This window comes from Streptomyces sp. NPDC058964 (genome assembly GCF_042741275.1).
GTDB lineage: Bacteria > Actinomycetota > Actinomycetes > Streptomycetales > Streptomycetaceae > Streptomyces.
The window spans coordinates 1-7,865 of sequence record NZ_JBHYKH010000234.1 but is presented as its reverse complement, the minus strand read 5'-3'; the positions used below and the strand labels follow the sequence as shown (position 1 = coordinate 7,865).

Below are 7,865 nucleotides of genomic sequence, written 5' to 3'. Positions count from 1 at the left end.
CACAATTTTTAATGATACTGAGACCAAAGAGATCTACACTTGAATTTTCGTCGGCAGCGTAAGATTTGTATAAGAGACAGCCGTCGTACAGGGCGTCGACGTCGATCTCGATGGCGTCGTCGAGGAACCGGTCGACCAGCACCGGCCGCGACGGGCTGATCTCGGTCGACTCCGCGATGTAGGAGGACAGCCGGGTCTCGTCGTACACGATCTCCATGCCGCGCCCGCCCAGGACGTACGAGGGGCGCACCAGGACCGGGTAGCCGATCTCGTCGGCGATGGCCTTGGCCTCGGCGAAGGTCGTGGCGGTGCCGTGCTTGGGGGCGGGCAGGCCCGCCTCCGCCAGCACCCGCCCGAAGGCGCCGCGGTCCTCGGCCGCGTGGATCGCCTCGGGGGACGTGCCCACGATCGGCACACCGTTGTCCTTCAGCGCCTGCGACAGGCCCAGCGGGGTCTGGCCGCCGAGCTGGACCACGACACCGGCGACCGGGCCGGCCTGCTGCTCCGCGTGGACGATCTCCAGCACGTCCTCGAGGGTCAGCGGCTCGAAGTACAGGCGGTCGGAGGTGTCGTAGTCCGTGGAGACGGTCTCCGGGTTGCAGTTGACCATCACGGTCTCGTACCCGGCGTCGGACAGGGCGAAGGACGCGTGGACGCAGGAGTAGTCGAACTCGATGCCCTGGCCGATACGGTTCGGACCGGAGCCGAGGATGATGACCGCGGGCTTCTCGCGCGGCGCGACCTCGGTCTCCTCGTCGTAGGACGAGTAGAAGTACGGCGTCCTCGCGGCGAACTCGGCGGCGCAGGTGTCGACGGTCTTGTAGACCGGACGGATCCCGAGCGCGTGCCGGACCTCGCGCACGACGTCCTCGCGCAGCCCGCGGATCTCACCGATCTGCTGGTCGGAGAATCCGTGCCGCTTGGCCTCGGCGAGCAGGTCCGGGGTGAGCTCGGCGGCCTCGGCCAGCTCGTCGGCGATCTCCTTGATGAGGAAGAGCTGGTCGACGAACCAGGGGTCGATCTTCGTGTACTCGAAGACCTCCTCCTGCGTGGCGCCCGCGCGGATGGCCTGCATGACCGTGTTGATCCGGCCGTCGGTGGGCCGTACGGCCTCGCGCAGCAGCTCGTCCTTGTCGCCGGTCTCGCCGACGAACGTGAACTGGCTGCCCTTCTTCTCCAGTGAGCGCAGCGCCTTCTGGAAGGCCTCGGTGAAGTTGCGGCCGATGGCCATGGCCTCGCCGACCGACTTCATGGTGGTGGTGAGGGTGGAGTCCGCCTGCGGGAACTTCTCGAAGGCGAACCGCGGCGCCTTCACGACGACGTAGTCGAGGGTCGGCTCGAAGGAGGCCGGGGTCTCCCGCGTGATGTCGTTCGGGATCTCGTCGAGGGTGTAGCCGACCGCGAGCTTGGCGGCGATCTTGGCGATGGGGAAGCCGGTCGCCTTGGACGCGAGGGCGGACGAGCGCGACACGCGGGGGTTCATCTCGATGACGATGACCCGGCCGTCCTCAGGGTTCACCGCGAACTGGATGTTGCAGCCGCCGGTGTCGACGCCGACCTCGCGGATGACGGCGATGCCGATGTCCCGCAGGATCTGGTACTCGCGGTCGGTGAGGGTCATCGCCGGGGCGACGGTGATCGAGTCACCGGTGTGCACGCCCATCGGGTCGAAGTTCTCGATGGAGCAGACGACCACGACGTTGTCGTGCTTGTCGCGCATCAGCTCCAGCTCGTACTCCTTCCAGCCGAGGATGGACTCCTCCAGGAGCACCTCGGTGGTCGGCGAGAGGGTCAGGCCCTGGCCGGCGATGCGGCGCAGCTCGTCCTCGTCGTGGGCGAAGCCGGAGCCGGCGCCGCCCATCGTGAAGGACGGGCGGACGACGACCGGGTAGCCACCGAGCTGCTCGACGCCCGCGAGGACGTCCTCCATGGAGTGGCAGATGACCGAGCGCGCGGACTCGCCGTGGCCGATCTTCTCGCGGACCGCCTCGACGACGAGCTTGAACTGGTCGCGGTCCTCGCCCTTGTGGATGGCCTCGACGTTGGCGCCGATCAGTTCGACACCGTACTTGTCCAGGACGCCGTTCTCGTGGAGGGAGATGGCCGTGTTGAGGGCCGTCTGGCCGCCCAGAGTGGGCAGCAGCGCGTCCGGCCGCTCCTTGGCGATGATCTTCTCGACGAAGTCCGGGGTGATCGGCTCGACGTAGGTGGCGTCGGCGATCTCCGGGTCGGTCATGATCGTCGCGGGGTTGGAGTTGACCAGGATGACCCGGAGCCCCTCGGCGCGCAGGATGCGGCATGCCTGGGTTCCGGAGTAGTCGAACTCGGCGGCCTGGCCGATGACGATCGGGCCGGAGCCGATGACCAGGACGGACTGGATATCGGTGCGCTTAGGCACGCTGGCCCTCCATCAGGGATACGAAGCGGTCGAACAGGTAGGCGGCGTCGTGCGGACCCGCGGCTGCTTCGGGGTGGTACTGGACGCTGAAGGCCGGCTTGTCGAGGAGCCGGAGGCCCTCCACCACGTTGTCGTTGAGGCAGACGTGGGAGACCTCGACACGGCCGTAGGGGGAGTCGGAGACCTGGTCGAGCGGGGCGTCGACGGCGAAGCCGTGGTTGTGCGCGGTGACCTCGACCTTGCCGGTCGTGCGGTCCTGCACGGGCTGGTTGATGCCCCGGTGGCCGTACTTCAGCTTGTAGGTGCCGAAGCCGAGCGCGCGGCCCAGGATCTGGTTGCCGAAGCAGATGCCGAAGAGCGGTGTGCCGCGCTCCAGGACGGCCCGCATGACGGAGACCGGGTGGTCGGCGGTGGCCGGGTCGCCGGGGCCGTTGGAGAAGAACACCCCGTCGGGGTCGACGGCGTAGACGTCCTCGGCGGTCGCCGTGGCGGGCAGCACGTGCACCTCGATGCCGCGCTCGGCCATGCGGTGCGGGGTCATGCCCTTGATGCCGAGGTCGACGGCGGCGACGGTGTACTTCTTCTCGCCGATCGCGGGGACGACGTAGGTCTCGGTGGTGGCGACCTCCGCGGAGAGGTCGGCGCCCTTCATCTCGGGGGCCTGGCGCACCTCGGCGAGCATGGTGCCCTCGTCGGGCAGGGCGTTGCCGGAGAAGATGCCGACGCGCATGGCACCGCGCTCGCGCAGGTGGCGGGTGAGGGCGCGGGTGTCGATGCCGCTGATGCCGACGACGCCCTGGTGGCGCAGTTCCTCGTGCAGCGAGCGCTTGGCGCGCCAGTTGGAGGGCACGCGCGCGGGGTCGCGGACCACGTAGCCGGCCACCCAGATCCGCTTGGACTCGGGGTCCTCGTCGTTGACGCCGGTGTTGCCGACGTGCGGGGCGGTCATCACGACGACCTGGCGGTGGTACGACGGGTCGGTGAGTGTCTCCTGGTAGCCGGTCATGCCGGTGGAGAACACGGCTTCGCCGAAGGTCACCCCCACGGCCCCGTAGGCGCGGCCGCGGAAGACCCGGCCGTCCTCCAGGACGAGTACCGCGGGAACCTTCTCGGCTCCCCTAGTGGAGGTCGTCATCGTTCGGCGCCTTCCGTGCTGTGTGTGTTGATCATGGAGTTGATGGCGTCGACCCACTCGTTGTGCTCGGCCGCATGGTCGGACCGGAAGCCGGAGTCGATCAGCCGGTCGCCGTGCGCCCAGGTCACGACGAGCAGGCCGCCCTCGGTGAGGACCTTGCCCGCGATGCCCTTGTCGAGCCGGGCCTCGCGCAGGGCGGCGACGGGGACGAAGAAGTCGGCCGCTCCCGGGCGTACGACGTCGAGGCCCGCGTCGGTCAGCGTGAGCTCGGCCCGGCTGCGGGTGCCGAGGCCGTGGGCCACGATGCGGTCCAGCCACTGTCCGGCGGTGGTGGAGCCGTGATAGCGGCCGCTCATGCTCAGTCTCGCCGGGCCCGGGTCGTCCGGCGCGCTGGGCGGCTCGGGCAGGTCGCCCTGGAGCGTGCCGCGCCACTTCCAGCCCTCGCGCATCAGCCAGTAGACGAGCACGACGAAGAGGACGAGTCCGACGAGCCAGCCGATGCGGGCCGCCCAGTCGGTGACCTCGGCCGATTTCTTCTCGGCGGCCAGCAGGATTACAGGTGTCACGTGAGCTTCCCGTCGACGAGCGTCGCCTTGCCCCGCAGCCACGTGTGGGTGACACGGCCCGGCAGCTCGCGTCCCCGGTAGGGGGTGTTGCGGCTGCGCGAGGCGAAGCCCGCGGGGTCCACCTGCCCACGGTATGCGGTGTCGACGAGGGTGAGGTTGGCGGGCTCGCCGGCCGCGACGGGGCGGCCGTGACCGGGGGCCCGGCCGATCCTCGCCGGCTTGACGGACATGCGGTCGGCGACGCCGGCCCAGTCCAGCAGGCCCGTGTCCACCATGGTCTCCTGGACCACCGACAGCGCGGTCTCCAGGCCGACCATGCCCATGGCGGCCGCGGCCCACTCGCAGTCCTTGTCCTCGTGCGGGTGCGGGGCGTGGTCGGTGGCGACGATGTCGATCGTGCCGTCGGCGAGCGCCTCGCGCAGGGCCAGCACGTCGCGCTCGGTGCGCAGCGGCGGGTTGACCTTGTAGACCGGGTTGTAGGTGCGCACCATCTCGTCCGTCAGGAGCAGGTGGTGCGGGGTCACCTCGGCGGTGACGTCGATTCCGCGGGACTTGGCCCAGCGGACGATCTCGACGGACCCGGCGGTGGACAGGTGGCAGATGTGCACACGGGAGCCGACGTGCTCGGCGAGGAGGACGTCGCGGGCGATGATCGACTCCTCGGCGACGGCCGGCCAGCCGCCCAGGCCCAGCTCGGCGGAGACGACACCCTCGTTCATCTGGGCGCCCTCGGTCAGGCGGGGCTCCTGCGCGTGCTGGGCGACGACGCCGCCGAAGGCCTTCACGTACTCCAGGGCGCGGCGCATGATCACGGCGTCGTCGACGCACTTGCCGTCGTCGGAGAAGACGGTCACGCCCGCCGCCGACTCGTGCATGGCGCCCAGCTCGGCGAGCTTCTTGCCCTCCAGGCCGACGGTGACGGCGCCGATGGGCTGCACGTCGCAGTAGCCGTGCTCCTGGCCCAGCCGGTAGACCTGCTCGACCACGCCTGCGGTGTCGGCGACCGGGAAGGTGTTGGCCATGGCGAAGACCGCCGTGTAACCGCCGCTCGCGGCGGCGCGCGTGCCGGTCAGCACGGTCTCGGAGTCCTCGCGGCCCGGTTCGCGCAGATGGGTGTGCAGGTCGACCAGGCCAGGCAGCAGCACCTTGCCTCCGGCCTCGACGACCTCGGCACCCTCGGCGGACAGCCCGGTGCCGACGGTCTCGATGACCTCGCCGTCGATCAGGACGTCCTGCGGCTCGCCGCCGAGCACCCTCGCACCACGGATCAGGATCTTGCTCATCTGTCTTACTTCTCCTCGATGGTGCGGGCGTGGGTGACGGCGGGTTCGTTGCCGCCGAGCAGCAGGTACAGGACGGCCATCCGGATGGAGACTCCGTTCGCCACCTGCTCGACGACGGTGCAGCGCTCGGAATCGGCGACCTCGGCGGTGATCTCCATGCCGCGGACCATCGGGCCGGGGTGCATGACGATGGCGTGCTCGGGCATCTTCGCCATGCGGTCGCCGTCGAGGCCGTAGCGCCGCGAGTACTCGCGCTCGGTCGGGAAGAAGGCGGCGTTCATGCGCTCGCGCTGCACGCGCAGCATCATCACGGCGTCGGACTTCGCCAGGGTGCTGTCGAGGTCGTACGACACCTCGCAGGGCCAGTTCTCGACCCCGACCGGCACCAGGGTGGGCGGGGCGACCAGGGTGACCTCGGCGCCGAGGGTGTGCAGCAGGTCGACGTTGGAGCGGGCGACCCGGCTGTGCAGCACGTCACCGACGATGGTGATGCGCTTGCCGGCCAGGTCCTGGCCGATCCCGGCGTCCCGGCCGACCAGCCGGCGGCGCATGGTGAACGCGTCGAGCAGTGCCTGGGTGGGGTGCTGGTGGGTGCCGTCGCCGGCGTTGATGACCGCCGCGTCGATCCAGCCGGAGTTGGCCAGGCGGTAGGGGGCACCGGAGGCGCCGTGCCGGATGACCACGGCGTCGACGCCCATGGCCTCCAGGGTCTGGGCGGTGTCCTTCAGGGACTCGCCCTTGGAGACGCTCGAACCCTTGGCGGTGAAGTTGATGACGTCCGCGGACAGGCGTTTCTCCGCGGCCTCGAAGGAGATCCGGGTGCGCGTGGAGTCCTCGAAGAAGAGGTTGACGACGGTGCGGCCGCGCAGGGTCGGCAGCTTCTTGATCGGCCGGTCGGCGACCCGGGCCATCTCCTCGGCGGTGTCGAGGATCAGGACGGCGTCGTCGCGGGTGAGGTCGGCGGCCGAGATGAGATGACGCTGCATCTGTCAGGCTCCGTAAGGCAGTTCGGGAGGATTCGGGCAGACGGGCGCGTACAGGGGCGCACTGAACGGGCGCACGGCGAAGGCCGCGCGCCGGAGTGCTACCGCTGCCGCTCGCCCGGGGCGGCCGGCTTGGCACCGAGCAGCACGGTGTCGCGACCGTCCTCCTCGGCGAGCTGGACCTTGACCGTCTCCCGCAGCGACGTGGGGAGGTTCTTGCCGACGTAGTCGGCACGGATGGGCAGTTCGCGGTGGCCGCGGTCGACGAGGACCGCGAGCTGCACCGCGCGGGGGCGCCCGATGTCGTTCAGGGCGTCGAGGGCGGCACGGATGGTGCGGCCGGAGAACAGCACGTCGTCGACGAGGACGACCAGCCGGCCGTCGATGCCGTCACCGGGGATCTCGGTGCGGGCCAGCGCACGCGGCGGGTGCATGCGCAGGTCGTCGCGGTACATGGTGATGTCGAGGGAGCCGACCGGGATCTTTCGGCCGGTGATCTCCTCGAGCTTGGCGGCGAGCCGGTCGGCGAGGAAGACGCCCCGGGTCGGAATGCCGAGGAGCACCACGTCTTCGGCGCCCTTGGCGCGCTCGACGATCTCGTGCGCGATGCGCGTCAACACCCGCGCGATGTCGGGCCCTTCGAGAACGGGCCGCGCGGCGGACGCCTGCGTGTCCTGCGTGTCGTGCTTGTCCATACGAAACGGACCTCCTTCTCCGCCTCACGGGACGGACCTTAAAGGACGTCGGATTTGCGCCATCAACGGTAGCAGGTCGCCACGACGCCCCTGATCACCCCCTTGGCGTAATCGGCCACCGCCACCACGGAAGAGTCGGTGTGGCCCATTCGGCTTGACGCATGAGAGTCACGCTGCGTAACCTCACAGTGAGTTACCAGCCGCGCGGCTCGGAAACGCAGCCAGCCGCGTCGACACAGTGTCCGGGGAGCCATATGTCCAGCGAATACGCCAAACAGCTCGGGGCCAAGCTCCGGGCCATCCGCACCCAGCAGGGCCTTTCCCTCCACGGTGTCGAGGAGAAGTCCCAGGGACGCTGGAAGGCGGTCGTGGTCGGTTCATACGAGCGCGGCGACCGTGCCGTGACCGTGCAGCGCCTCGCGGAGCTGGCCGATTTCTATGGTGTTCCTGTGCAGGAGCTGCTGCCGGGCACCACCCCGGGCGGCGCCGCCGAGCCGCCGCCGAAGCTGGTCCTGGACCTGGAGCGGCTTGCCACGGTACCGGCCGAGAAGGCGGGCCCCCTGCAGCGGTACGCGGCGACGATCCAGTCCCAGCGCGGTGACTACAACGGCAAGGTGCTGTCGATCCGGCAGGACGACCTCCGCACACTCGCCGTCATCTACGACCAGTCGCCCTCGGTCCTCACCGAGCAGCTGATCAGCTGGGGTGTCCTGGACGCGGACGCGCGCCGCGCCGTGGCCGCCCACGAGGAGAGCTGAACCCGCTCGACGCTTGAGCAGAAACGTGCCGCCGGGGTGGCTGGAAC

Annotated in this window: 7 protein-coding genes; 1 reads left to right on the top strand and 6 read right to left on the bottom strand. The window is 69.7% G+C overall.

Annotation, left to right across the window (positions count from 1 at the left end):
• From carB to pyrR, 6 genes are all read right to left on the bottom strand, one after another.
• Positions 1-2,398 (bottom strand): carbamoyl-phosphate synthase large subunit (gene carB / locus ACFW2E_RS26095; RefSeq protein ID WP_384469504.1); only part of this gene is annotated, 2,398 nt, incomplete at its 3' end.
• On the bottom strand, positions 2,391-3,533 hold the full coding sequence (carA, locus tag ACFW2E_RS26090) for a glutamine-hydrolyzing carbamoyl-phosphate synthase small subunit (protein ID WP_384469503.1): 1,143 nt from the start codon (positions 3,531-3,533) through the stop codon (positions 2,391-2,393). The genes carB and carA, both read right to left, overlap by 8 nt.
• Entirely contained in the window at positions 3,530-4,099 is a 570-nt protein-coding gene (locus tag ACFW2E_RS26085) for a hypothetical protein (protein ID WP_384469502.1), read from the bottom strand. Before ACFW2E_RS26085 ends, carA begins: the two co-directional genes overlap by 4 nt.
• Positions 4,096-5,382, bottom strand: coding sequence for a dihydroorotase (locus ACFW2E_RS26080; protein ID WP_384469501.1), 1,287 nt, complete (start codon positions 5,380-5,382; stop codon positions 4,096-4,098). Before ACFW2E_RS26080 ends, ACFW2E_RS26085 begins: the two co-directional genes overlap by 4 nt.
• Positions 5,383-5,387: 5 nt before the next feature.
• Complete coding sequence (locus tag ACFW2E_RS26075) at positions 5,388-6,368, bottom strand: aspartate carbamoyltransferase catalytic subunit (RefSeq protein WP_384469500.1); 981 nt, start codon at positions 6,366-6,368, stop codon at positions 5,388-5,390.
• A gap of 98 nt (positions 6,369-6,466) precedes the next feature.
• Positions 6,467-7,060 (bottom strand): bifunctional pyr operon transcriptional regulator/uracil phosphoribosyltransferase PyrR, encoded by a 594-nt coding sequence (gene pyrR, locus ACFW2E_RS26070; protein ID WP_384469499.1) that lies wholly within the window; start codon positions 7,058-7,060, stop codon positions 6,467-6,469.
• Positions 7,061-7,314: 254 nt separating this feature from the next.
• Between pyrR and bldD the strand changes: the two genes are divergently transcribed.
• Complete coding sequence (gene bldD, locus ACFW2E_RS26065) at positions 7,315-7,818, top strand: transcriptional regulator BldD (RefSeq protein WP_043498969.1); 504 nt, start codon at positions 7,315-7,317, stop codon at positions 7,816-7,818.
• Positions 7,819-7,865 lie beyond the last annotated feature (47 nt).